The following is a 23,266-nucleotide window of genomic DNA, read 5'->3' as shown; positions in this document are numbered from 1 at the left end:
TACTCGATCTCGCGGCGGGTCGTCCCGGTCCTGATCGGACGGTAGGGGAGTACGGCCGACGCCATGCGCCTGGGTCCTTGACCTGTGCCGACCACCGCAGCTCATACGGATGGGCCGCGTACCAGCGCGTCCGCGGAGCCCTTCCTATCTCGAGGATCGTCAAGGGGGAGTTGCATGCTCAGGTTCCTACCAAGGGCGGGTGGCCGACGACGTGCCACCGGAGTCGCGCTGGGTGTCCTACTGGTGTCCACGTCCGGTGTGGTGGTCGTGCCAGCGCACGCCGCGCCGCAGCAGGCGGCGGCGAAGCCCGCCTTGGCCCCGCCGTCCCAGCCCGCGTCGCCCGGCTCGCCAGAACAGCGAGCGCTCGGACCGTCGAACGCTCCGGTCAGCCAGCTCGCCGGGCCGATCCCGGTCCCGATCGGCACCGGGCCGGTCCGCAACGGAACGTTCAGCACGTTCCAACTCACTGACCGGTTGACCGCCCAGGTCAACACCGGCTCGGGAAACCTGCTCATCCGCAGCACCGACCTGGCCCTTCCGGGCATCGCGGACAGCCTCGTGCTGGGCGCGGCGTACAACAGCCTGCTCACTGGCAGCGAGGTGCCGACCGGCTCGCTCGGCTACAGCTGGCGTACGAGGGCCGGGGTGGACGTCAGGCTGATCAAGGCGGACGACAACTCGGTCACGTACGTCGCGGCCGACGGCGTCATCGGGCGGTTCACCCCGAGCGGGTCCGGTTACACCGCCGCCAAGGAGTTCAAGGCGACGCTCACCGCCGACGGCACCGGCTGGAAGCTGGTCGAGCACGACAGCGGGCGGCAACTCTTCTTCACCTCCGCCGGGCAGCTGGACCGCAGCCAGGACCGCAACGAAGGCCTCACCGACTACAGCTACGACGGCAGCGGCCGGTTGACCGCGGTGACCACCAACCGAGGCGCTGCGGGCGTCCGCACCGCGAAGGTGCTCTACGGCTCGAACGGCTACCTCTCGGCGATCGAGCAGACCGTCGCCGGTGGGCAGTACCGCAGCGTCAGGTACAGCTACGCCAGCAACGGCAACCTGACCCAGATCCGCTCCGCCAGCGGAAGGGACACCCGTTTCGAGTACGACTCGTCGCGGCGGGTCACCAGGATCTCGGGCGGCATCCAGGGTTCCAATCTCGGGAACGCCACCTCGATCACCTATGACTCGGCACACCGGGTGACCTCGTTGACCCGGGCCTTCCAGCCGCAGAACCCGACGGTGGGCGCCACCATCCGTTGGGCGTATCCGTCGGCCACCCAGACGCTCGTCGCCGACGCCAACACCAACCAGTCGCAGCCGGTCACCTCGGTGCCGCGCAGCACGTACACGGTCAACGCCGACAAGCGGGTGACCAGCCTGGTCGACCCCGACGGCAAGGTCCGCAACTTCTCCTACACCCCGAACCTGGACCTGGCGTCGACGCAGAGCGGCACCGGTGCGACCACCACGACCTCGTACGAGGCGAACGGTGGTCTGTCGCCGACCCAGGTCGTCACGCCGACCGGGGCGAAGGCCTCCCTCGCCTACGTGAACGTGGCGACGCCCACCAACCCGACGGCGAACTTCCAGCCGTCGTCCGGCTCGGACAGCCAGGGCAACAGCACGTCGTACACGTACAACGGCGCGGGCAACCAGTTGGCCACGACGGACGCCCTGGCCGCCGAGGCCAAGGTCGAGTACAACACCGACGGCACGATCGCCTCGTCGACCGACCCCGGCAACGGCACGAACAGGACCACCTACCAGTACGACGCCAACAAGCAGTTGGCCTCGATCACCCCACCGGCGGGGACGACGCTCGGGGGTCGTCAGTTCAGCTACGACGAGTTCGGCCGGGTGCGCACGGCGACGGACGGCACCGGGCGGACCCAGGAGTACGAGTACGACCTGGACGACCGGGTCACCCGGATCACGTACCCGGACATCCCCGACGTCGCCTACGAGTACGACGGCGGCGGCAACGTCTACGCCCGCATCGACGGCAACGCGTACCAGAACTTCTTCTACGACCGGCTGAACCGGCTCACCGGCCGGCGGGCCGGCAGCGTCGGCGGACTCTGGTACGTCTACGACCCGGTCGGCAACCTCATCGAGCAGCAGGACGAGCGCGGCAGCTCGTTCCACACCTACAACGCCCGCAACCTGCTCACCAAGCTGGTGGCCGCCAACGGCACCTACACCTTCACCTACGACGACGAGGGACGCCGCACCTCCACCACGTTGACCGTCTCCTCGGTGAAGGTGGCCGAGACCGTCAACACCCTCGACCAGTCCGGTCGGATCAGCCGGACCACCAGCAAGCGCTGGCAGGGCGGCACGGCCAGCACCGTCTTCGACGTCTCCTACTGCTACGCCAAGCGGGTCGGCACCTCGCCCTGCTCGACCGTCAAGGCCGACGACACCGGCCTACGGCAGTGGCAGACCGACCACCACCGCGCCGGCGCGGTCAGCCTCTACACCTACGACAAGGGCAACCGGCTCACCAAGGCCACCAACATCGACGGCAAGACCTACGACTACGCGTACGACAGCAACGGCAACCGCACCTCGGAGAAGGTGGACGGCGTCACCACGCAGACGCTGACGTACAACGCCGGCAACCAGATCACCAGCTCCGGTTACTCCCACGATGGAGCAGGCAACCAGCTCGGCGGTTCGGCGCTGCGCGACTTCGAGTACAACACCGCCGGGCAGCTGATGCGCGGCTTCACCGCCGGTGGCGCCGAGCTCGGTTGGGCGTACAACGGGGCCGACCAGATCGAGCTGGGCTGGAAGGGCACGCCCCGGTTCGAGTACGAGTACTTCTTCGGCCGCAACGACCAGAACGGTCAGAGCGTGGTGCAGAGCTACACAGTGCCGGGCACCTACGGCCGGCACTACGTCGAGCGCGACCAGCTCGGCACGCCGCTCGGCTTCCGGGGCAAGACCGGGAACACCTTCGACCACTACTTCTACGTGTTTGACGGGCTGGGCTCGGTGGTCGCCCTCATCAAGTACGACGGATCGCTGTCCGGCTCCTACACCTACGACCCGTACGGCAAGGTGGTCAAGACGGTCGGCAGCAACAACGAGATCATCGACAACGCGATCGGTTTTGCCAGCGGCACCCGTCACGACGACCTGACCAAGTTCGGTCGGCGCTGGTACGACCCGAACACCGGCCGCTTCACCCAACAGGACAGCCTGAGCTTCCTCGCGGACCCGGCCAACGGCAACCGGTACGCGTACGCCGCCGGCAACCCGGTGAACTACGTCGACCCGACCGGCCTCGCAATCGACTACGGGGAGGCTTGTGCCGGCGGCGCTGCAGGCGGCGCCCTCACCGGAGCCGTCAGCGGGGCTCCCGGCGGACCCGCCACCGCGGCGCTCGGTGGGGTTCTCGGTGCGGTGGGTGGGTGCGCTGGCGGCATCCTCACCAAGGCCCTGATGGACGAGGCCGACAAGGACTGAGAGCACGAGATTGTCCGGACCTGCCAAGCAGGCAGAGTCAGACCTGAACGCGGTGGGGGCGATGGACGTCCATCGCCCCCTCCCTGCGGTCGGCAGCGGAGCGACATCCGCAAAATTTCGGCCAGGAGCGCAGCTAGGAGAAGAGTTCGGTCGTCACCGGTATCAGACCGTGCTCGTGCAGACGTTCGTCAGGTCGGTCAGGGTCGAGCCCACCGCCTCGGCCACATCGGTGCTCAGCAGGACTGTCACGTCTAGACCCCAGCCCAGGCTGCCGCCGAACCGTCGCGGGTCCTAGGTGATCTGGTCCGCACCCCTGTCGAGACGACCGCTCGCAGCGGCCGTACTCGTGCCGCCCGCCGGCGTCCGCCAGGCTCGCCACCTGCTCGGCGCGGAGATCCTTGGCGAAGAGGACGCGGTACATCCGTCGCTCGTGAAACCCGGCCGGTGCCTGCGCGGGGCCGAGCCGCAGCGGCGGGGCGGTGGCGATCGGTTGATGGTCGAGGAAGTGCGTACGGAGCACCGCCTCGGCCGGCAGTTGCCCGCCACCGAGCGCGCGGTGGACGTCCTCGGCCTCCCGGCGGGAGGTGGGGAGCACCCGCGTCAGCACCTCGGGGTCGGTGCGCATGGCGCGGCTCAGCGCGGCGGAACTGCACCAGCCGGTTTCCGGGGTCCAGGCGGCGCTGTCCAGCCCCGTCGTGGTGAAGTCGTGGTGGCGGGTGAACTCCTCGACGACGATCCCATCCACAGTGGTGACCGGGCCGCTGTCGTCGGGCCGAGGTAGGACCAGGTAGTAGTCCAGGGGCGGCGGTCCCGCGTCGGGCACCAGCACGGGTACGGCCCGCATCGGCTCGGTGTTCATCAGCGCAACCGTAGCGAAGGAGAGCGGCTAGCATCCGGATCTCTACGTGAGGAGCCCAGATGACTTCGGTGGCCCAGACCCGGTTCGGCATCATCGGCAGCGGCTGGCGAGGTGAGTTCTTCCTACGCCTGGCCCGGCTGCTCCCCGAGAGTTTCCGGGTGACCGGGGTGGTGACGCGTACCGGATCACGGGGAGCCGCCGTGACGGCCGACTGGGGTGTGCCGACCTTCCGTACCGGTGCGGAGATGCTCGCCCACGAGCGGCCGGACTTCGTCCTCGTGTCGGTGCCCTGGTCGGTGACGCCCGAGGCGACCCGGGAACTGGTCGCGGCCGGCGTACCGGTGCTCGCCGAGACGCCGCCCGCCCCCGACCTGGCGGGTCTGCGCTCGCTCTGGGCCGACGTCGGAGACAGCGGCCTGGTGCAGGTCGCCGAGCAGTACCTGCTGATGCCCGGGCACGCGGCGCGGCTGGCGTTGGTCCGCGCCGGGGTGCTCGGTGAGCCGACCTCGGTCCAGATCTCGTCGACCCACCTGTACCACGCGGTCTCACTGATCCGGGGTCTGCTCGGCGTGGGTCACGAGAGCGCCGAGGTGAGCGGGCGGGCCTTCGTCGCGCCGCTGGCCAACCCGCTATCGCCGGCCGGCTGGAGCGGCGACGACACCCCGCAGCAGCTCTCCACCACCCTCGCGACCATCGACTTCGGTGGGCGGATGGGGTTGTACGACTTCACCGACAACCAGTGGTGGAACCCGCTGCGCACCCGCCGGTTGGTGATCCGGGGCTCGCGCGGTGAGTTGGTGGACGACCGGGTGGTCCGCCTGATCGACCCGAGCACGCCGGTGGAGTCGTTCCTGACCCGACGGCAGACCGGTCTCGACCTCAACCTCGAAGGGCTCGACCTCAAGCACATCAGCTTCGACGGCGACGTGGTCTACCGCAACCCGTTCGTCGGCAGCGGGATGTCCGACGACGACATCGCGGTGGCTGACATCGTCGCCCGCGCCGGGGCGTGGGCGCGGGAGGAGGGCCCGGCTCCGTACCCGCTGGCCGAAGCCTGCCAGGACCACCTGATCAGCCTCGCCGTCGACGAGTCGGTACGCACCGGCCGCCCGGTCGTCACCGCCACCGAGGCATGGGGGCGGCGGTAGCTCCGGCTGTTCGGCTGCTGTCTCTTGGCTGACAGTGCGCAACCGTGCGGCCGGCTCGCCTGTGGAGCCAGGTATCAACCAGATGCCTGGGAGCACCCGGGCCCCACACGGGGGAGCAACGATGAACCGAAGCACTCGACGCCGGATGCTGGCAGCCACCGCGACCGGTCTGCTGGCCACCTCTCTCGGGGTCGCCGTCTCCGCTACGGCGACCGCCGCGCCCAGCGGGGCGACCCCCCGCACCTGCAAGATCAGCACGTTGCCGTACCCTGCCGACACCTATCGGGCCGACGCGAACGCGGTCGACCCGACGGGGCGTTACGTCGCGGGCACCGCGCTGCGGGTCGGCGCGACCGACAACCAGTACCTGCTGCTGTTCTGGGACGGGCAGCGGGTCACCGAACTGGAGTCGAAGAGCACGGACACCCCCGTCGACATCAACGCCGACGGCGTTGTGATCGGCAACGGATCGGCGGAGAGCGGTTACGGGCAGCCGTGGAGGTACCGCGACGGCAAGCTCGAGCAGTTGCCGGTGCTGCCGTCCACCGGCATCTTCGTCAGCGCCATCAACGACGCCGGCGACATCGTCGGTTACGGCTCGGACATCGTCCCCGGGCAACTGGTGGCGTTGCGTTGGCCGGCCGCCCGTCCGGGCACTGTGGAGGTGCTCGACGCCCCGCTGGACGCGCAGGCGGGTGGGATCACCGACAACGGGACCATCGTCGGTAGCGCCGGACCCTTCGGGGACTGGAACAGCTGGGTCCGCCGGCCGAACGGGAGGATCGACGCGCTCACATTCCCGGGTGCCGAGTGGAGCACGGCCGGCGAGGCGGCGGGCCGTTGGGCGATCGGCCAGGCGTGGCTGGGCGGCACCACCTCGGCCAGGGTGCGGTGGGACCTGCGCAACGGCTCGCACACGGTGCTCGACCAGGACATGCCGGCCCTGACCGGTGTCAACGCCAAGGGCGTCGTGGTGGGTGGTGACCGCGTTGCCCGGGGCGCCACCTCCCGGGTCCTGCCGGGCGGCGGCACCGGGGTGGTTGTCGGTGCGCGGTCCATCTCCGACTCGGGCACCATCGTCGGGTTCCGCAACGTTCTCGCCGACCGGCTGACCCCGGTGCGCTGGACGGGCTGCTGACTCGCTGACTCGCCCACCGCGTGGGGCCGGCCCGGACGGGTCGGCCCCACGTCGCGTCGACGCGTCACGGCTTCCAGGAACCGGCGGTCTGGAACTGGTCGTGGTATTCCAGCGCGCCCGAGGTGTCGTGCACGTCGAACACCACGCTGCCGGTGCTTCTGGCGCCGGCGGTCAGGTCGTCGACGGCCGGCATCGGTTTGCCACAGCCGGAGAAGGCCCCACCGATCGCGGTGGTCTTGGTGCCGTCGGCGGCGACCCACTGGAAGTAGAGCGGGTTCGTCGACGCGGTGCCCTTGGTGACGGCCACCGTCACGTCGGCTATCACGTACATGCCCTCGCCGGGCTTCAGTCCGTGGGACTTGCAGGGTTTGGTGGCGCTGCTGAACTTCGTCACGGTGATCTCGACGGTGCCGGTCTCGCGGTTGACGACCAGGGTGTCGCCCGGCGACATCCCGCGGGTATCGCCGTTCGCCGACGGTGCCGGCGGGGTGGCCCGTGCCTCGCTCACCGTGGTCGAGGTGCCCTTGGTGCCGATGACGACCGCCACGATGCCGCCGGCGCAGGTGAGCAGGGTGAGGACGGCCGCGGTGACCGCGACGACAACGACGGACTTCTTGGCGCGGTCCGTCTGCGCCGGTGGTGGTGCGATGAGTGGGTAGCCGGAGCCGCCGGGTGCCCGGTATCCGCCGCCATCGCCCGTGTTCCCGCCGGCCGCCGGGTACGCAGCCCCCGAGAACGGCGGCTGCGGTGTCGCCGCGAACGGGCGGGTCGGCGGCTGCGGGTTCGGCTGTCGGGGCTCGTGCGGCGTGACGCGAGGCTGGGGGTGGGTCACCGTACTCCTTGGCGCTTCGGTACGTGCGGTGCGGGAACTCTTCGACGTTACCGTGGGTGGCGGAGCAACTGATCGCCCCGCCGGAGGGCTTCCCACGGCGAGGACGCAGAACGTGTCTGGCCAGCGTGGACGGTGTTCAAGCGGTCACCAGACGCCAATGTGGATCGGTGATCCATTCATTGCTTTGAGTAACCCGGCGAGGTCAACGTGCCGGAAGTACGGCGGCGGTACGGACCAGCCCGTCGGCGATCACGAATCGGCCGCTGATCGATGCCGGTGGGTCGTCGACCCCCGCCGCGTCCACCCGGGCCGGTGCGATCCGGGCGGTGAACGTGCCAGCGTCCGGATCGATGTCGAGGCGGGCGTCGTGGAAGTCCAACCAGCCGCGGACGACCGGATGCCACACCTTGTAGACGGTCTCCTTCGCGCTGAACAGCACGATCGGCCAGTAGGTGCCGCTGGGCAGCCGGGCGCAGACGGCCTCCTCCTCGGGCAGCAGCACGAGTCGGCGTACTCCCGGATTGACCTCGCGGTGCTGCTCGGCATCCATGCCGACGGACCGGATGTCGGTGGTGTGCGCCGCCGCCGCGGCGCAGTAGCCGGCGGTGTGGGTGATGCTGCCGACGATCCCGGCCGGCCAGACCGGCGCGCGGTCGGCGGCAGCCGGCACGGCGGTCGACGGCAGGCCGAGGTCGCGCATTGCTCTGCGGGCGCAAATCCTGCCCGCGACAAAGTCCCGCCGACGGGTCTGTACCGCCCGCTCGCCGAGGCATGCCTGCTCGGCGGGGAGCAATTCGCCCGTCCAGTCCTCCGGCCCGGCGACGGCGACGGCGACCGTCGATGGCAGCAGGTCACGCATTTCGGTGACCTACTGGTCGGTAGGAATGACGCATCGAGTTAACCGTCAAATTTCCGACTCCCACGACCGACGAAGGTACCGCAAAGATGTAACACCGGAGGGACGCGCAGCGCTCTCCCTGATGGCTCCGGGGGGACCACCATCAATGCTGGCCGGCACGGCAGCCGCCAGTCCCGTGGACATCTGGAAGGACGTGCGATGACCGATGGTCTGGAACGGCCGGGGGTGCGGGCCGACGAACACGCCCCGAAGACCCCCTGCTGGAGCTGCGGCTCCTGCGGTGACGAGTGGCCGTGCGCGACGAAGCGCACCCGGCTGCTGGCGGAATACGGGGGTGACCGCGCCATGCTCAGCGTCTATCTGGGCTCCTGCCTCGCCGCCGCCACCGAGGATCTGCGCGCGGCCCCGGTGATGTCGCTCCAGGACAGGTTCATCGGCTGGTTACCGCGCGGCTCCCGGCGTAGCTGACCCTCTGGTGGCCCCGCCGCTGGGCGGGGCCACCAGAGGAGCGTGTCAGCGACGTCGAGGGCGTCGGGTCAGCGCGAAGCCGAACACGCCGGCCACCGCGGCGAGCGCGCCGCCGATGCCGGTCCAGACCCAGCGCGAGCCGAGATCCGGCAACCAGTCCGTCAGCGAGCCGCTCTCGTCGTCGGCCTCCGCGTCCACCGGGGGTACGGCGTTGAGCACCGTGCCGGCCTTGGTGTTCGGCACCAGCGGGGCGGCCAACTCGCCGTCGTCGGCCGAGGCGCCCCGGTCGGCGATGGTGCCCACCAGCAGGTCGACGTCGATCGGCGCACCCAGATCCGGCTCCGGCAGATCGATCACCGAGAGTCGGACGACGTACGTGCCGGGCAGCGGGTCGGCCGACCAGGGCTCCGCCCACGGCCGCACCTCGCGCAGCGTGCAACCCAACACCAGGTTCGACGCCTTCGCGTCCGCTGTCGGGGTCTGGGCCCCCGCCGTGCACGCCTGGCGTCGGCGCAGCCCGTCGAAGACGTCCACCGTCCAGGTGGAAGCGCCGCTGCGTCCCTTGGGGAAGGTGACGGTGGCGTTGATCTCGTGCACCTGGCCGGCAGTCGCCGGGAACGACCAGTAGAGGTGATCGCCGATCGAGGCATCCACCCGTACCGGCTGTCCGGCGGTGATCGGGGTGGCGGTGAGGAACGACGTGCCGGCACGGTTCACCGGCGTGGCGCCCGGGGAGGGGGTTGGTGCGGCGGCGGCCGCAGCGGGGAGCAGGGCGGCCACGCCGGCGGCGAGCAGCGCCGCCATCGGCCGCAACGGTGCGGTACGCATCAGTTCTCCCTCCAGGTGGCGACCCACCAGCGGGTGAGCAGGCCGGCCAGCAGACCGGTGAGCAGACCGGCGATGGTGAGCAGTGCCAGCAGCACCCAGCCCCGGCCGAGGTCCGGTCCGTCCGGTGCGGGTGCGGCGGCGACCACGTCGATGGTCAACTCCACCGGCATTCCCGGGGTGGCCGCGGTGCCGGGACGCGGGGCGAACGAGTTGCTGACCACCAGGCAGACGGTGGTGGGTTCGATGATCGGCGCGGCGCTCTGCCCGGTCTCGGCGGCGTCCTCGTCATCGGCGCTGGCCGACCAGCGCAGCCCGGCGGAGAGCACGTCGGTCCGCCCGCTGCCGGCGTCCGCGCCGCGGACGAGTTCCCGGCCGTCGGCAGCGGTGGCCCGCAGCAGCACCCCGTAGTCCCGGTTGACGGCCCGGTCCAACGCCATGCTCACCGAGGCCCGCAGCTCCTGCCCGGGGCGGATCGGCACCCGGTAGTAGCGATGCTCGGAGAACGCCTCCCGGTCGGCGTAGACGCCGGGGGCGAGCAGGGGCGCCGAGTCGCACGCGCTCGTGCCGCCGACAACTGTCGGGGCCCGGGTGTGGGTGTCCCCGGCCCGCTCGACGAGCTGCTTGATCCGGTCGGTCAGCTCCTCGGCGCTCTGCGCGGCGGTGTAGGTCCCGCCGGTGGCGTTGGCGATGCAGAGCAGTTGGCGGCGAACCTTGTCGTCGGGGGCCAGGCCGAGGGTGTCGACGACCAGGCTGGTGCCCTGGGCGGCCAGTTCCCGGGCCACCTCGCACGGGTCCGGCGGCGCGCAGGTGTCCTCGCCGTCGGTGATCAGCACGATCCGCCGGGTGGTGGCCCCGGCGCCCAGGTCCTGCGCGGCCGAGCGCAGCGCCAGGCCGACCGGAGTGAACCCGGTCGGCCGAAGTGTCGCCACCGCGGCCTTGGCGGCGGAGCGGTCAACCGGCGCGACCGGCACGATCTGCTGGGTGTCCTGGCAACCGACCTTCTTGTCCTTGCCGCGGTAGGTCGCGCCGAGCACCCGGATGCCGAGCTGTGTCTCCTCGGGCAGCGCGTCGACCACCTCGTTGAACGCCTGCTGGGCGACCGAGATCCGGGTGCGTCCGTCGATGTCGGCGGCGCGCATCGACCCGCTGACGTCGAGTACCAGCTCGACCCGGGGCGGCTCGGGCACCGGCTCCTCGTCGGCCTGCGCCGGGCCGGCCAGCGCGGTGGTCGCCAACAGTCCGAGAAGGACCGCCGTCGATCGTCTGAAGTTGATCACGACCCGCAGTGTAGTGAGATCCACTTTGGATGATCGTTTGGGTGCGGGCGAGCGGAATCGGCGACGCCGCCCACGTCGGGTTCGGCTCGGATCGGCAGCACCCGCGCTCAGGGTCCATGGCGGGTCACCCTCGGTCAACTGTGAGAGGCAAGGTGTCGGCTCGGCCAGCCTCCGTCGGAAATCTGACCCAAGTCGACCCGTTGTGCCGGTGGTGCGCGGTGGTTAAGCTCTTCATGCGCGCCCCAATCGCCCGCTTCCCCCGTGGCAGGCGATCGGGGCGCGCGTCTTTGTCAAGAAGGGCCCGCACGCTTCGGCGTGCGGGCCCTTCTTCCGTCGCGCTGTGCGGCGCGCCGCCTGTCGATGCTTATATCCACCGACCGTCGAGCCACATCCGGGACAACCAGTCCGAGTACGGAATCACCCGACCGACGAAGATCGGATAGAAGTACGCGAAGCAGAGCGCCACCAGCAGGACGTACGCCCCCGCCGCGATGCTGCCCACCAGTCGACGCTCGTAACTCGGGTCACCGGGCACCAGCGGCGTCACCGTACCCACGTCACCCCCGGCCGGCGCGATCAGCGCGCCCAGCACATACACCACGGCCAGCACCAGGAACGGCACCGCCGGCGCGGCGTAGAACGAGAACATCGTCCGGCCTTCGAGGGCGAACCAGAACCACGGCAGCAGCCCGGCGGCCACGGTGAGCAGGATCGCGCCGGCCCGCCAGTCCCGACGGGCCACACCCAGCCAGGCCAGCGCCACCAGAGCCGGCAGGAACGACCACCAGAGCAGCGGGGTGCCGAGCAGCAGAATCTCCGAGGCGCAGCTCGCCGCGCCGCAGACGCCGTCGCCGGCGTAGTGGAACGCCACCGGCCGGCCCAACAGCAGCCACTGCCACGGCCAGGACTGGTACTTGTGCGCGTCGTCAAGCTGGGCGTGGAAGCCGTACGCCGCGCGGTGGTATTCGTAGAGGTTGATCAGCGGGCCGATCACGGGGCGGTCGCTCAGCTTGTCGGACGCGTACTGGTTCGACGACGCGAGCCGGTAGTAGCCGTCGTCGGTGAGCAGCCAGCCCGACCAGGTGGCGAGGTAGGTGCCCACCATCAGCACGCCGGCGAGCACCAGCCAGGGCAGCTCGTCGACGAGCGTGTCCCGCCAGGGCCGACGGACCCCCGCCGAGCGGCGGACGCCGACCTCCCAGAAGAGCACCAGCAGAGCGAAGGCCGGCACGAAGTACAGGGCGCTCCACTTCACCGCGCAGGCGCAGCCGATCAGCACCCCGGCCGCCAGCCGCCACCACGGCCAGGTGCGCCAACCGGTCGGCGGACGCCCGGCCCGGCCCGGCTGGCTCGGATCGAGCCCGTCGTCCAGGGCCCGAGCCCAGCGGCGACGGCGGGCGTCCCGATCGAGGACCAGCGCGCCGAACGCCGCCAGCACGAAGAAGAGCAGGAAGATGTCGAGCAGGGCCGCCCGGGACAGCACCAGGTGGAAGCCGTCCAGGGCGAGCAGCAGGCCGGCCGCGCAACCGAGCACCGTCGAGCGGAACATCCGCCGACCGATGCGGACCAGCAGCAGCACCGACAGGGTGCCGATCACCGCGGCCGAGAATCGCCAGCCGAACTCCGGTGCGGTGGTCATCAGGTGACCGGGAACGGAGACCTTCGAATCCGCGTCCTGGTAGCCGAAGGCCCACTCGCCGACGCCGATCAACCACTTGCCCAGCGGGGGGTGCACCACGTACGACGGGACGTTGTCCCGGTAGTTCCACTCCACGCCACGGGAGATCAGGCCGTAGGCGTCCTTGGCGTAGTACGTCTCGTCGAAGATCTTGCCCTTCGGGCTGGACAACCCGACGAAGCGCACGATCGCCGCGATGGCCACCACCACTGCCGTGGCCAGCCAGGAGAACCTGTCCACCTGGGTGTCGACGGTGGCGAACCGTCGCCGGACCACGGCGACCACCCCGCCGCCCTCGGCGCTCGGTGCCGTCGGCTCCTGGGTGGCACTGGGCTCGCCTGTCGCCGGGATCATCTTGTCCGGATCGGCGCTCGGGGTCTGCGCTGTCGACGCACTCGTCACCCGGCGATCGTAGGCTGCCAAGGTGTCCGGTGGCGTCCGTCGTCCCTGATACCGGTATTCCCAGCAGTGAAGGAGACGAATTCGTGGGTGAAATGTCCGAAGTTGGGCGCCTGATTCTGCTCGGTGCCCCGCTCGGCAACCCCGCCGACGCCTCGGCCCGACTCCGGGAGGTGCTGATCAGCGCCGACGTGGTCGCCGCCGAGGACACCCGACGGCTCACCCGGCTGGCCCGCGATCTCGACCTCACCGTCGGCGGTCGGATCGTCTCCTACTTCGAGGGCAACGAGGAGCGGCGCACCCCCGAGCTGGTCGAGGCCATCCTCGGCGGGTACGTGGTGGCGCTGGTCACCGACGGCGGGATGCCCAGCGTCTCCGACCCCGGCTACCGGCTCGTCCGTGCCACGTTGGACGTCGGCGCGCCGGTCACCGTCGCCCCCGGGCCGAGCGCGGTCACCACCGCGCTGGCCGTCTCCGGGCTGCCCTGCGACAGGTTCTGCTTCGAGGGCTTCCTGCCGCGTTCCCCCGGTGGCCGTCGGTCCCGGTTGCGGGCCCTCGCCGCCGAGGAGCGCACCCTGGTCTTCTTCGAGGCCCCGCACCGGATCGCGGCGACGCTCACCGACCTGGCCGACACGTTCGGGGCGGACCGGCCGGCCGCGCTCTGCCGCGAACTCACCAAGACCTACGAGGAGGTGCTCCGCCGCCCCCTCGGCGAGCTGGCCACGTGGGCCACCGAGGGGGACCCGCGTGGAGAGATCACCCTGGTGGTGGCCGGAGCCCCGGTGACCGCGGCCGAACGCCCGGACGACGACACCCTCCGCGCCGCCGTCGCCGAGCGGGAGGCCGCCGGCCGGTCTCGCCGGGACGCCATCACCGATGTCGCCACCGAGTACGCGCTGCGCCGCCGCGACGTCTACACGATCGTGCACAGCTGATCGAGGTGGTCCGGCTCGCTGGACGACCGGGTCACCACGCGGCGACCAGGAACCCGACGGTGATCAGTGTGGGGCCGGCTACGGCGGCGGCCACGGCCCAGCGGCGGTGCCGGCGACCGGGCAGCCGGGCCGACCCGGTCCACCGGACGATCCCGGCGGCGCAGGCCAGCACCACCAGCAGACCGGGCAGCCACCGCAGGTGCCGGCCCGCGCCGACGTCCGCGTACGCGGTACCGCTGTCCGGGCCGGTCATCCGTGCCGACAGCGCGGTGCCGGCCGTGCTCCCCCCGACGGGCACGCCGGTGACCCGGACACCATGGCTGATGAACCGGCCGTCCTCGGCCGTGAACGTCCCCCGGCAGCGCAGGGTGAGCCCGTCGCCGGAGCAGTTGTCGATCACCACGGTGCCGGTCCGGGCGTGCCCGACCGCGAGCCAGAACGGGCCGGCGCTGACCCAGGCGAAGAAGGCCGCGACCAGGCTCAGCAGCACCAGCGCGGCGAGCCCGGGCAGCGGGTCCGGCGGCAGGGGCGTGCGGTGCGGCGGCCGACGCCGCGCCAGTCGGAAGCCCCGGAACCGCGCCGGTGCCGCGTCCGTGCGAACCGGGGTGCCGTCCCAGTGCACCTGCTCGATCGGCGCCCAGAAGGCGCCACCGTCGTCCTCCGGCGGGTCGCCGTCGGGCCCATGGTCGCGCTGCCGGCGGCCCTGCTGCCGGACCGGCACCCGACGCGGCACCGCGTCCACCGGCGCCCCGGTCGTCGGCTCCACCTCGATCGGCTCCGCGCCGGCCGGTGCCGAGTCGGCCGGCGGGCCCGACGAGCCGGGCCGGGCCGGGCTGGGTACGGGTGCCCCCGGGGTCGGACGAGTCGGTGTGGGTGGCGGCGCCGCCGGTGCGGGGCGGGCCGGGGCCGCGGACCTCCCCGCCGGGGTGGGCCGCTGCGCACCCGGCTCGGCGCTGGACTCGAACCGGGGCTGCGGCGCGACCCCGGCGACCCGGGACGCGGCGGGCCCGGGCCCCGGGTCGTCGCCGACCGCCGACCCGGTGGGACGGTCCTCGTGGTCCCGCGCCGCTCCTCTGCCCGTCACGACGTTCATTGCACACCGCGCCAGGAGGTGAAACGGGCAGGTGAGCCGCGTGTCGACGACAAATCGGACCAACGGGCGAGGTTGCCGGCCCGGTCCGCCGGTCGGGCACCCCCTATTGGTTCGCGAACGCCCCGGACAGGTCACTAGGCTCACTGCTCATGAGTCACGTTCTCGCGGCAGTGGCCTGGCCGTACGCCAACGGCCCCCGCCACATCGGCCACGTCTCCGGTTTCGGCGTTCCCTCCGACGTCTTCGCCCGGTACATGCGGATGGCCGGCCACGACGTGCTCATGGTCTCCGGCACCGACGAGCACGGCACCCCGATCCAGGTGCAGGCCGACGCCGACGGGGTCACCCCGCGCGAACTGGCCGACCGGTACAACAGGGTGATCGTCGAGGACCTGCACGGCCTCGGTCTCTCGTACGACCTGTTCACCCGCACCACCACCCGCAACCACTACGCGGTGGTGCAGGAGTTGTTCGAGGGGATGTACCGCAACGGCTACATCGTGCCGAAGACCACCATGGGCGCGATCTCCCCGTCCACCGGACGCACCCTGCCCGACCGCTACATCGAGGGCACCTGCCCGATCTGCGGGTACGACAGCGCCCGCGGTGACCAGTGCGACAACTGCGGCAACCAACTCGACCCGATCGACCTGATCAACCCGAAGTCGCGGATCAACGGGGAGACTCCGAAGTTCGTCGAGACCGAGCACTTCTTCCTGGACCTGCCGGCCCTGGCCGAGGTGCTGCGGCAGTGGCTGGACACCCGCGAGGGGTGGCGGCCCAACGTGCTGCGGTTCTCCCGCAACCTGCTCGACGACCTCCAGCCCCGGGCGATCACCCGTGACCTGGAGTGGGGCGTACCGATTCCGCTCGACGGCTGGCGCGACCGGTCGGACAAGCGGATCTACGTGTGGTTCGACGCGGTGATCGGCTACCTGTCCGCCTCGATTGAGTGGGCCCGTCGCTCCGGCGACCCGGACGCGTGGCGGAAGTACTGGTCCGCCGACGGCGCGGGCAAGGACGCCCGGTCCTACTACTTCATGGGCAAGGACAACATCGTCTTCCACTCGGTGATCTGGCCGGCGCTGCTCTCCGGCTACTCCGGGGAGGGCTCCCGCGACGGTGAGCCGGGCGAGCTGGGTCGGCTCAACCTGCCCACCGAGGTGGTCTCCAGCGAGTACCTGACCATGGAGGGGCGCAAGTTCTCCTCGTCCCGCAAGGTGGTCATCTACGTTCGCGACTTCCTGGAGCGCTACGACGCCGACGCGCTGCGCTACTTCATCGCCGCCGCCGGCCCGGAGAGCAACGACACCGACTTCACCTGGGCCGAGTTCCTGCGCCGCAACAACGACGAGTTGGTCGCCGGTTGGGGCAACCTGGTCAACCGGTGCGTCTCGATGGCCGCGAAGAACTTCGGGACGATCCCGCCGGTCGACCCGGCCGGGCTCACCGAGGCCGACGAGGCGCTGCTCGCCGTCGCGCGGGCCGGGTTCGACACGGTCGGCGACCTGATCGGCCGGCACCGGCAGAAGCAGGCGATCGGTGAGGCCATGAAGGTGGTCGCCGAGGCGAACAGGTACCTCTCCGAGCAGGCGCCCTGGAAGCTCAAGGACGAGGCGGACAAGCCCCGGATGGGCACCATCCTGCACGTCGCGCTTCAGGTGATCAGCGATGCCAACACCCTGCTCACCCCGTTCCTGCCGCACTCCGCCCAGCAGGTGCACGAGCTGCTCGGGGGCACCGGCGTGCACGCGCCGATGCCGGTGATCGAGCAGGTCGACGACCTGGACGGCGGCCCGGCGTACCCGGTGCTCACCGGGGACTACACCGTCGGCGCGCGCTGGGAGTCGGTGTCGATCGAGGCGGGCCGACCGCTGGCCGCGCCGAAGCCGGTGTTCCGCAAGCTCGACCCGTCGATCGTCGACGAGGAACTGGCCCGGCTCGCCGACTGAACACCCTGCCCTGAACGGACCGCGGCCCCGGGTGAACCCCGGGGCCGCGGTTTCGTACGGGTGGGCCGTGTTACGGCTGCACGAGGATGTTGTAGGACGAACTGTCGGTCCACGTGCCGTTGGCCAGTCGGCCCCGCACCGTCATCGTGTAGCTGGTCCAGTAAGGCGGAGTCCAGCTGACCGTGGCCGCGCCGTCGACGGCCGGGACGACCCGGGCGTCGTCCTCACCGACCTGGTACTCGAACTCGACGATGCCGGTGGTGCCTCCGCTGAAGGTGAAGTTACCGGCCTGACCGGCGCCACCGCTCCACTGCCCGGCCGGGTACTCCGCCGAGGTGACCAGTGGCGCGGTGCCAACCCTGAAGCGGTATTCGGTCGCCGGGGACAGCTCCCCGCCGCGCAGCAGCTGACGGACCGACAGGGTGTTCGCGCCGTTGCGGTCCGGGGTGAGGAGGAAGCCGGTGCCGGTGCCGTCCGGGTCCGCGGCCACCGTCTGCTCGGGGCCGTCGTTGAGTCGGTACCGGTACTCGGCGACGTCCGGGAACAGGTCGGTCCAGAACGTCATCGAACCCGGCACACCGATGCCACCGGTGACGCCCCAGTCGCTGTAGTAACCGGCCACGCCCACCCGGTCGCTCTTCACCGAGAACTCGTACGTCCGGGTCTGCGACCTGGTGCCGTCCGCGCCGTGGCTGGTGACCTCGATCGTCTGGTAGCCGGATTCGCTCGGGGTGTACGTCACGCTGGCCGTGCCGTCAGCGCCAGCGTCGACGGTTCGCTCCTGACCCCAGTTCAGCTGGTAGCTGTACCGCACCACACCGGGCAGGGCCGGCTGGAAGGTGAACGTGGCCTCCTTGCCCACCCGCCCGTCGGAGCTGCCCGAGTCATAGGCGGCCGAACGGACGACCGGCCCGGTCCAGACCGCGAACGGCCACACCGCCGGGGGAGACAGCTCGCCGGAGGTGTACCGGGACCGGACCGTCACCTCGCGGTCACCGGCCCGATCCGGGGTCCAGGTCACGCGGGCCGACCCGTACTCCGCCGGCACCGTCCGCTCGGCCTCGCCGTCGAACTGGTAGACGAACTCCGCCACGTCGGGCATCGACGTGCTGAGATGGAACGACATCGGGAGCCCGAGGCCGTCCCGACGCGGCGAGGAGTCGATATCCGAGGAGTAGACGGTGGGCTTGTTGTCGACCACCGAGAACTCGTACCTCGTGTCCTGCGAGATCGTTCCGTCGGCGCGCTCGGAACGGACGTGGAGCTGGTAGTAGTCGGGCGCCTGCGGGGTCCACGCCAGCGACGCCGTCCCGTCCGCCGCCGCGGCAATTCGCGTTTCCTCGTCGTATTCGAACGCGTAGCGGTATGCCACCACGTCGGTGGTGCGGGGTCGGAAGGTGAACGTTCCCCCCACGCCGACGACGCCGTTGTGATTCCAGGCGAAGTCCGCGGACTCGATCTTCGGCGCGTCGTTGACGGACACCGACTGGTGCCGTGAGCCGGAGAGCGTGTCACCGATGTAGGCCGAGACCACGAGCTGGTACAGGCGGGATTCGGTGAAGGTGACAGTGGCCGTCGACGCAGCCTCCGCCGCCGGCACCCGCACCTCCTCGCCGCTGTCGATCCGGTAGCCGAAGGAGGTCACCTCGGCGACGGGGGAGCGCATGGTGAGCGTGCTGGGCAGATGGGTGCCGGCCACGTCGACCTGCACGCTGGGCTCGGTGTGCCGTACCCAGAACTCGTACTCGCGGGGCGGGGAGGCGTTGCCCACGGCGTCCAGCGACCGCACGCGCATGGTCATCGGTCCGCTGCGCTGGGGCGTCCAGCTGAAGGTTGCGGCGGCGCCCGGTGCCGGTGCGTTGACCACGACGGTCGTCCCCTGGTTGGGGTCGTCGTAGCGGTAGCGGGTCACGTCGGTGTCGCCGCCCGCGTCGAAGCGGAACGTGCCCGGCACGCCGACGCCTCCCGAACCCGGAGCCCCGTTGGCGGGGTATTCGGCGGAGCTCACCTGCGGAGCCACGGCGGGGGCCTGCCCGTCCACCCGCACGTAGCAGAGGGGAGCCCACCCGGAGTCGCCGTCCCCGTCCGTCGCCCGCGCCGTCCAGGCCAGGACGGTGCCGTGCGAATAGCTCGACATCTCCCACTCGGTCCGGTGCTCCTGGCCGCCGCCGTAGCTGCTGCCGCCCCGCTCGCGGCGCTGGTCCGGGTGGTCCACCGGCCAGGCCGCGAAGTAGACGTCGGCCCAGTCGTTGGGGTCCGGGTCGGTGGCCTTCGCCGAGAACGTGATCCAGCCGCCTCCGACGGTGACCGGGTGGGTGGCGTCACCGCAGCCCTTGTTCGGGTAGAGGGAGAGGTCGCCGATGGTCGGCAGCCCGTTGTGCTGCACGCTGAGCGTGGGCCGGTAGTACAGCCAGCGGCCCTGACGCTCGTCCCGCTCGGCTTCCGCGTTCAGCCGAAGCTCCAGGTGCAGCCGCGTCTCCCCCCGCGCGAGGGCGGCCTGGACGGTGCCGGTGAGGTCCTGGACGAGCGGACCGGGACACTCGGCTCCGGCGCCGCCGGCGCTCATCGTCGCAAGCTTCTCCTGCTCGGCCGGAGGCTTCTTCCAGGAGTTGGTGTTGGCAAACCCGGCGGTACGCCACAACTCGACCGAGGTCGCCTTGCCGCAGTCGGTGACCTTCCTCTCCCGCACGATCAGGTCCGCGTCGGACAGCTGCCTACCGGCCAGCTCGGCCAGGCTGATGGAGAAGTAGAAGCGGGAGGTGTGGGCTTTCCCCTCGGCGTCCAGCCAGCGCCCGATGGGCGCGTCGGTCTGGGCGTTGACGGTGGCGCGAGTGGGCGTGGCGGAATCGGTGTGGGCCCAGCTCGACGCCGGGATCTGGGTGTTGGTGTAGGCGAGCGCTGGGCTGGGCGCGACGAGCGCGCCGGCAGCGACGGCCACCACCACGGCGGCGGCTGACAGCCTTCGACGAAACACTATGGGAAACCTCCGGAGAGACGCCGGCGCGCAGCACGCCGGAAGCCCCGACCCTAATGATCATCTAAGTGTCGTGGTGTCCCGTTTCCAGACCGAACGGCTCGCTCTCCCGACCCGGGAGGGGGAGTCGTCACATCAGGTACCGGGTGTCCATCACCTGGTCGTCGGTCACCTCGGCGCCCGGCGCCCAGGCCTCGTAGACGCCGCGTTCCTGGCACTGTGCGCCGGTCGTGACCACGCTGTCCGGGTTCGGGTAGCGCAGGCGCAGCCGCAGCCAGCCGGCCTCCTCTCGCAGCACCAGGCACGGCACCCCCCGCCACTGGGCGAACCGGAGCCGGCGGGCCACCGCGTCGACCGGGTAGCGGGCCGCCCGGGTCATCGCCAGCACCCGGAACCCACCGGGCAGGTCGGCGACCGCCTCGTACTCGCTGTCGCCGTACGTGCCGACCAGCTGGGTCGAGCGGGGGGCGTCGGCGTTCGGCACGTACTCCTGGTCCGGGGAGAGCCCCGGCACCGCGGCCAGCAGGTGCCGCCACTGCGGGCCCACCATCCGCAGCCACCCGCGCTGCTCGGCCTGGTAGGTGTAGAGCACCACCTCCACCCCCTCCGCCGGGTACGCGATCAGGGCGGCGTTCGCCGGCATCGGCAGGTCGGCGAAGTCCCGGGTGACGAACTCCGGGATGAGCTGACCGTTGCTGGGCACGAAGCCGGTGCCGAGCACCGGGGCGCCGAGCCGGTCCCGGGCGGCCAGCGCGGTCAGGCCGCGGTGTGCCGGGCCCGCCGGCACGTCGTAGTCGCCCGGGTCGGACGCGCGCCAGCGCAGGGCGTACGCCACGTCCGAGCCGTCCCGGCCGGCGTCACCGTCGGTCCGCAGCACCGTCGTCGTCGCCGGCGTACGCAGGTGCGCCACGTCGTGCTCCCGGTAGCAGAAGCCGTGCGGCAGCCAGCCCCGTACGTAGCCGGCGACCTGCTGAGCCGAGAGCACCTTCACCATCCGGGTGCCCCGCCGGACCACCGCCGACGCGCGCGCGGCCGTCAACATCGGGTCGCCCGCCGCCGCCGGCTGTTGGCTGAGCTGGTGCAGGTACGCCCAACCCCGCTCGCGGTGAGCGGGCATCAGCAGCGGCGTCTCCGGCTCGTCGGTCGGCTCCGTCGCCCCGTGCACACCGGTCACCTCGGTGACGTGCACGAACCGGCGCCACGGCAGGGCGTTTCCCGGGCGGGGCGCCCACTCGAAGCCGGCCACCTCGTCGGCGCTGAACAACTCGTACGCGGCGCCTCGGGCGATCTCCTCCGCCGGGTACACGCCGCCGCCGAACGCCACGTTCAGTCCGGTCCGTTCGCCGGCGCTGCCACCGGCCTGGGGAGTGACGCTCATGCCGTCGCCTCGCTGCTCGGTGGGATGAGGTCCGCACGCTGTCGCGTCCGCTCGTGAGCGACCGTAGAGTCGCGCGGCGTAGTCGGGGTGAACGTCGGGTGGCGGGCAGATGGACAGGCCCGGTGTGTGATGCTGTCGCTGATGAGCGAGCCCACTGAATCCCGCCGTGAGCGTGCCGCCCGGCGGGCCGGAGAGTTTCCGCCCGCCCCCGAGCCGTTGCCCCGGGCGGTGCTGGACAGCCACACCCACCTGGACATCACGGTCAGCGAGGCCGGTGTGCCCGGCGGCGGGCCGGCCGACGACCCGGTCGCCGTGGCCATCGCGTTGGCCACCACGGTCGGCGTGGACCGGCTGGTCCAGGTGGGCGTGGACGTCGCCTCGTCCCGGTGGGGCGCGGACACCGCCGACGAGTACCCGGCGGTGCTGGCCACCGTGGCGCTGCACCCCAACGAGGCACCCCGGCTCGGCGACCTCGACGAGGCGTTGCGGGAGATCGAGTCACTCGCCGCCCGCGACCGGGTCCGGGGGATCGGCGAGACCGGAATGGACTTCTTCCGGACCGGCGACGAGGGGCGTGCCGCGCAGGAGCACAGTTTCCGGGCGCACATCGCCATCGCCAAGCGGTACGACAAGACGCTTGTCATCCACGACCGTGACGCGCACACCGACGTGCTGCGCATCCTCGACGACGAGGGCGCCCCCGACCGGGTGGTGCTGCACTGCTTCTCCGGCGACGCCGACTTCGCCAGCGAGTGCGTCCGCCGCGGCTACCTGCTGAGCTTCGCCGGCACCGTCACCTTCGGCAGCGCGACGGCGCTACGCGAGGCCGCCGCGCTCACCCCGGTGGATCAGATGATGGTGGAGACCGACGCCCCGTACCTCACCCCGATGCCGTACCGCGGCCGGCCGAACGCGTCGTACCTCATTCCGCTCACCGTCCGCGCGCTCGCCGCGACCACCGGCAGCGACCTGGACGAGCTGTGCGCGGCCATCTCCGCCACCGGCGAGCGGGCCTTCGGCCCGTGGTGAGCCTGCTCGGTCCGGCGGAGATCCGGGAACTCGCCGCCCGGTTGGGCGTCGCGCCCACCAAGAAGCTGGGCCAGAACTTCGTGCACGACCCGAACACGGTGCGCCGGATCGTGACCGCCGCCGGCCTCACCCCCGACGACGTGGCCCTGGAGGTGGGCCCCGGGCTCGGCTCGCTGACCCTGGGGCTGCTGCCGGTCGCCGGGCACGTGCACGCCGTGGAGATCGACCCGGTGCTCGCCGGGGCGCTGCCGGAGACCGTCGCCCGGCACGCCGGGGACGATGCCGCCCGGCTCACCGTGCACCGCGCGGACGCGTTGCGTGTCGCCGCCACCGAGCTGGCCGACCCGGCGCCGACGGCGCTGGTGGCGAACCTGCCCTACAACGTCGCCGTGCCCGTCGTGCTGCACCTGCTCGCCGTGCTGCCCACCCTGCGCCACGGCCTGGTGATGGTGCAGAAAGAGGTCGCCGACCGGCTCGTCGCCGGTCCCGGTTCCAAGGTGTACGGCATCCCGTCGGTGAAGCTCGCCTGGTACGCCCAGGCCCGGAGCGCCGGCAAGGTGCCGCCGAACGTGTTCTGGCCGGTGCCCAACGTCGACTCCGGCCTGGTCGCCTTCACCTGCCACGAGCCGCCCCGCGTCGACGTACCGCGGGAGCGGGTCTTCGCCGTGGTGGACGCGGCGTTCGCGCAGCGGCGTAAGACACTGCGCGCCGCGTTGGCCGGCTGGGCCGGTGGTGCGGACCGGGCCGCCGCGGCGCTCACCGCCGCCGGCGTCGACCCCGGTGCCCGTGGGGAGTCACTGACCGTCGAGCAGTTCGCCGCCATCGCCGCGTCGGCTCCGGCCGGTACGCCGGCCGGGAAGTAGGCTGACGCCGTGCCCGCCCAGGACGCTGAGGAGCTGATCGTGGCCAAGCCGTTCGACATCCGCCTGCGCGTGCGGGACATCA

At 71.4% G+C, this 23,266-nt stretch carries 17 protein-coding genes; 8 read left to right on the top strand and 9 right to left on the bottom strand.

Annotated elements, in window-relative coordinates; genetic code table 11:
* Positions 1–243: 243 nt before the first annotated feature.
* Positions 244–3,474: an RHS repeat-associated core domain-containing protein gene (locus ACZ6NZ_RS00910; RefSeq protein ID WP_465854652.1), complete on the top strand. Its 3,231-nt coding sequence runs from the start codon at positions 244–246 to the stop codon at positions 3,472–3,474.
* Positions 3,475–3,607: 133 nt separating this feature from the next.
* Here the strand turns inward: ACZ6NZ_RS00910 and ACZ6NZ_RS00905 are convergent, their stop codons facing one another.
* Entirely contained in the window at positions 3,608–4,333 is a 726-nt protein-coding gene (locus ACZ6NZ_RS00905) for a hypothetical protein (protein ID WP_465854650.1), read from the bottom strand.
* Positions 4,334–4,392: 59 nt separating this feature from the next.
* On the opposite strand from ACZ6NZ_RS00905, the gene ACZ6NZ_RS00900 reads away from it, so the two are divergent.
* A complete protein-coding gene (locus ACZ6NZ_RS00900; protein WP_465854648.1) occupies positions 4,393–5,481 on the top strand; it encodes a Gfo/Idh/MocA family protein in 1,089 nt (362 codons plus the stop codon).
* 121 nt (positions 5,482–5,602) lie between these two features.
* Entirely contained in the window at positions 5,603–6,619 is a 1,017-nt protein-coding gene (locus tag ACZ6NZ_RS00895) for a hypothetical protein (RefSeq protein WP_465854646.1), read from the top strand.
* Between the two features lie 64 nt (positions 6,620–6,683).
* Here the strand turns inward: ACZ6NZ_RS00895 and ACZ6NZ_RS00890 are convergent, their stop codons facing one another.
* Positions 6,684–7,451 (bottom strand): DUF4352 domain-containing protein, encoded by a 768-nt coding sequence (locus ACZ6NZ_RS00890; RefSeq protein ID WP_465854644.1) that lies wholly within the window; start codon positions 7,449–7,451, stop codon positions 6,684–6,686.
* Between the two features lie 202 nt (positions 7,452–7,653).
* Complete coding sequence (locus tag ACZ6NZ_RS00885; RefSeq protein ID WP_465854642.1) at positions 7,654–8,310, bottom strand: 4'-phosphopantetheinyl transferase family protein; 657 nt, start codon at positions 8,308–8,310, stop codon at positions 7,654–7,656.
* A 198-nt stretch (positions 8,311–8,508) separates the two neighbouring features.
* On the opposite strand from ACZ6NZ_RS00885, the gene ACZ6NZ_RS00880 reads away from it, so the two are divergent.
* Positions 8,509–8,778 (top strand): hypothetical protein, encoded by a 270-nt coding sequence (locus ACZ6NZ_RS00880; RefSeq protein ID WP_203122828.1) that lies wholly within the window; start codon positions 8,509–8,511, stop codon positions 8,776–8,778.
* 45 nt (positions 8,779–8,823) lie between these two features.
* Here the strand turns inward: ACZ6NZ_RS00880 and ACZ6NZ_RS00875 are convergent, their stop codons facing one another.
* The 3 genes from ACZ6NZ_RS00875 to ACZ6NZ_RS00865 all read right to left on the bottom strand — a co-directional run bounded on the left by ACZ6NZ_RS00875 (position 8,824) and on the right by ACZ6NZ_RS00865 (position 12,915).
* Positions 8,824–9,606, bottom strand: a complete 783-nt coding sequence (locus ACZ6NZ_RS00875; RefSeq protein ID WP_465854640.1) for a peptidase — start codon at positions 9,604–9,606, stop codon at positions 8,824–8,826.
* Entirely contained in the window at positions 9,606–10,883 is a 1,278-nt protein-coding gene (locus ACZ6NZ_RS00870) for a VWA domain-containing protein (protein WP_465854638.1), read from the bottom strand. The genes ACZ6NZ_RS00875 and ACZ6NZ_RS00870 overlap by 1 nt, the downstream gene beginning before the upstream one ends.
* 364 nt (positions 10,884–11,247) lie before the next feature.
* Entirely contained in the window at positions 11,248–12,915 is a 1,668-nt protein-coding gene (locus ACZ6NZ_RS00865; RefSeq protein WP_465855892.1) for a dolichyl-phosphate-mannose--protein mannosyltransferase, read from the bottom strand.
* A 140-nt stretch (positions 12,916–13,055) separates the two neighbouring features.
* Between ACZ6NZ_RS00865 and rsmI the strand changes: the two genes are divergently transcribed.
* Entirely contained in the window at positions 13,056–13,895 is an 840-nt protein-coding gene (gene rsmI, locus ACZ6NZ_RS00860) for a 16S rRNA (cytidine(1402)-2'-O)-methyltransferase (protein ID WP_465855890.1), read from the top strand.
* Between the two features lie 31 nt (positions 13,896–13,926).
* Here rsmI and ACZ6NZ_RS00855 read toward each other — a convergent pair whose 3' ends face one another.
* Positions 13,927–14,988 (bottom strand): hypothetical protein, encoded by a 1,062-nt coding sequence (locus ACZ6NZ_RS00855; RefSeq protein ID WP_465854636.1) that lies wholly within the window; start codon positions 14,986–14,988, stop codon positions 13,927–13,929.
* A gap of 149 nt (positions 14,989–15,137) precedes the next feature.
* Here ACZ6NZ_RS00855 and metG point away from each other — a divergent pair, with 149 nt between their 5' ends.
* Complete coding sequence (gene metG / locus ACZ6NZ_RS00850) at positions 15,138–16,940, top strand: methionine--tRNA ligase (protein WP_366605270.1); 1,803 nt, start codon at positions 15,138–15,140, stop codon at positions 16,938–16,940.
* Positions 16,941–17,010: 70 nt separating this feature from the next.
* Here metG and ACZ6NZ_RS00845 read toward each other — a convergent pair whose 3' ends face one another.
* Complete coding sequence (locus ACZ6NZ_RS00845; protein WP_465854633.1) at positions 17,011–19,914, bottom strand: RHS repeat domain-containing protein; 2,904 nt, start codon at positions 19,912–19,914, stop codon at positions 17,011–17,013.
* A 130-nt stretch (positions 19,915–20,044) separates the two neighbouring features.
* The gene (locus ACZ6NZ_RS00840; protein ID WP_465854631.1) at positions 20,045–21,292 is read right to left on the bottom strand and encodes a hypothetical protein; all 1,248 of its coding nucleotides are present in this window, start codon (positions 21,290–21,292) and stop codon (positions 20,045–20,047) included.
* 129 nt (positions 21,293–21,421) lie between these two features.
* Here ACZ6NZ_RS00840 and ACZ6NZ_RS00835 point away from each other — a divergent pair, with 129 nt between their 5' ends.
* Together ACZ6NZ_RS00835 and rsmA are read left to right on the top strand one after the other, a co-directional pair.
* The gene (locus ACZ6NZ_RS00835) at positions 21,422–22,321 is read left to right on the top strand and encodes a TatD family hydrolase (RefSeq protein ID WP_465854629.1); all 900 of its coding nucleotides are present in this window, start codon (positions 21,422–21,424) and stop codon (positions 22,319–22,321) included.
* On the top strand, positions 22,315–23,184 hold the full coding sequence (gene rsmA, locus ACZ6NZ_RS00830) for a 16S rRNA (adenine(1518)-N(6)/adenine(1519)-N(6))-dimethyltransferase RsmA (RefSeq protein WP_366605263.1): 870 nt from the start codon (positions 22,315–22,317) through the stop codon (positions 23,182–23,184). The genes ACZ6NZ_RS00835 and rsmA overlap by 7 nt, the downstream gene beginning before the upstream one ends.
* Positions 23,185–23,266 lie beyond the last annotated feature (82 nt).

This window comes from Micromonospora sp. NPDC047756, assembly GCF_055587245.1.
Note: the sequence above shows the minus strand (reverse complement) of the source record. Positions and strands in the feature narration are given on the sequence as shown.